Here is a 2431-nt window from a genome sequence, read left to right as displayed (position 1 = left end):
GCAAGAGTAGTGAAAACACAGGGTGGCGCGGACTGGAGCGCGCGCAGGCGTGCTTGACAGCACGTTGAGCACGCGGCGGGAGCACGCCCTGTGTTTTTGCTGCTATTGACGACCGCAGCAGTTTATTCACGAACAGGTGCGGGTATCCGACATGGCGCCGGAATTGAACCCGACCCCGTTTCAGAAGTTGTAACGCACCGATCCGTAGATCCGTCCCGGTACGTTGGGTACGCCGATTACCGTACCGACAAAGAAGGTAGTGCCGTCATATGCCTGGTTCAAGTACTCCACATCGCCGATGTTGAGAGCCGACACATCGGCCTGCCAGCGGCCGTCGTCCGACGCCCAGGCCAGGCGCGCATTGACGAGTGTGTACCCGTCCTCGGTCAGGGCCGGGTGGTCGATGGCGTTCAGCGTGTGTTCGCCGGAGTAAGCCATGTCCACCTGTATGGACATCATGCCGTCCAGCATCGGCCACTGGTAGCGGGCCAGGGCATTGACGCTGACGTCCGGTGAGTACGGCATGGGCCGGTCGCGCGTGACGACGTTGTTGTTCACATCGAGTTGCATGGCGTCGAGCAGCGACAGGCCCACCGCGAACTCCCAGCCCTCCCACGGGCTCGCCACCAGTTCGAGTTCGCCGCCCAGCACCTCGGCATCGTGCGGCTGCACGGAAAAGTTGTTTCCCAGTTGGAAGAACGACTGGAAATCCTGGTAGTCGTAGTAGAAGACACTGCCGTTCAGGCGCGCCCGGCCGTCGAAGATCGTCGATTTGAAGCCGCCCTCGTAGTTCGTCAGCACCTCTCCGGGAAACTCGAACGCTTCCTGGGTGAACACGGTGAAATAGCCCGTGTTGTAACCCCCCGCCTTGTTCCCCCGCGAATACTTGGCATAGAGCAGCAGGTCATCGTCGGGCCGCCAGTTGAGTTCGAAGGTGCCCGACCATTCGCCTTCGCTGCGGCCGGTGGCGATCGTCATGTTGTTCTGGACCAGCCCCCCGTAGAAGAAGTCGCAGGTTCCTTCGAACCCCGGAACGTCGGTACAGATGCCGTTGACGAGAATATCCTTTTCGTCCTCGGTCCAGCGGAATCCCGCAATGATCGAGAACTGCGGACTGATTTCGTACTCGCCCTGGGCGAAGAACGCGTAAGTGCTGGTGTCCATGACGGTATCGTTTCTGACGCTGGACAGAAAGATCTGATCCGCATCCATACCGCCGGAGAAGTCATGGTCGATGTTCAGATAGTAGAAACCGACGATCCATTGCAACGCTTCAGACTGGCCCTGCAGGCGCAACTCGGTGGACCACTGGCTGCTGTCCCCTCCGTCCAGGTAGAAGCTCACTGCGAAGAGATCGGTACCGTCGGTATCTTCCCGGTAGTCTTTTTTGAGTGCCTTGTAGTCCGTGATCGAGACGAATCGCAGTGTCTCGCTGACATCCCAGGTGACCGTGCCCGTCCCACCGTAAAGTTTGCGCCTCAGAAAGTTATCCGGCAGTCCCGGCCACTGGTCGGAGTTTGGAATCACGTCCACCCGGTGCAGGTTGTCGAAATTCGGACTCGAGATCTCGTTGAACAGGCAATTGAAGTTGTCCGGCGTGTCCGGGGGATAGTGGGCGCCCGCCAACCAGTATGCACTGCAGAAGTCGGCGTACTGCTGCCCCGTCGCCACCTTCACCTGGCCGTCGTTGACCCCGCCGGTGATGGGGCCGGTCAACGCCTCGCTGTCGATGATCGCCCGCGTGGTGGTGTAGGTGAGCCCATTGTTCTTGTAGCGTCCGTAGTAGCCGCTGAGCAGCACTTCGACATCCTCGCTTGCATCCCAGAGCAACTGCAGCCGGCCGTTGTAGTTGTCGTAGTCCTGTTGGGCCGGACCCAGGCTGTTCTTGATCATGCCGTCGGATTGATGCACCACTCCGGCAAACCGTGCCGCCACCGTTTCGCCGAGCGGCCCCCCCACCGCCAGTTCGCCCCGGTATTCGCCGTATTCGCCCGCTCTGACTTCGACGTATCCGTCCGGTTCGCGGGTCGGCTTGGCGGTGATGACGTGCACCACGCCGCCGGTGGCATTGCGCCCGAACAGGGTGCCCTGCGGGCCTCTCAGTATCTCGACGCGCTCGATGTCGTACATGGCGAAAGACACGCCGCCGACAAAGCTGTTGTAGGCGCCGTCGGTGTACACCGCCACCGTCTGCTCCTGGTGGTCGCCGAAATCGATCTGCCCGACACCACGCAGGGTATACACCGAGCCCGCGCCGCCGCTGAAATCGCTGGTCATCAGGCCGGGCGTGTGCATTTCCAGTTCCAGGGAACTGGAAAACCCGAGTTCCTTGAGCTGGTCGCCGGAAAACGCCGTGATCGCGATGCCGACATCCTGCGCCGGCGCTTCCGCCTTCTGAGCGGTGACCACGATTTCTTCGAGAACCTGTGCC

General features: G+C 61.0%; 1 protein-coding gene. It reads right to left on the bottom strand.

From position 1 onward, the window contains the following. Positions 1-180 precede the first annotated feature (180 nt). Positions 181-2431 (bottom strand): TonB-dependent receptor (locus OXG98_18860; GenBank protein ID MCY3774074.1); only part of this gene is annotated, 2251 nt, incomplete at its 5' end.

The organism is Gemmatimonadota bacterium (assembly GCA_026706345.1).
GTDB lineage: Bacteria > JAAXHH01 > JAAXHH01 > JAAXHH01 > JAAXHH01 > JAAXHH01.
Note: the sequence above shows the minus strand (reverse complement) of the source record. Positions and strands in the feature narration are given on the sequence as shown.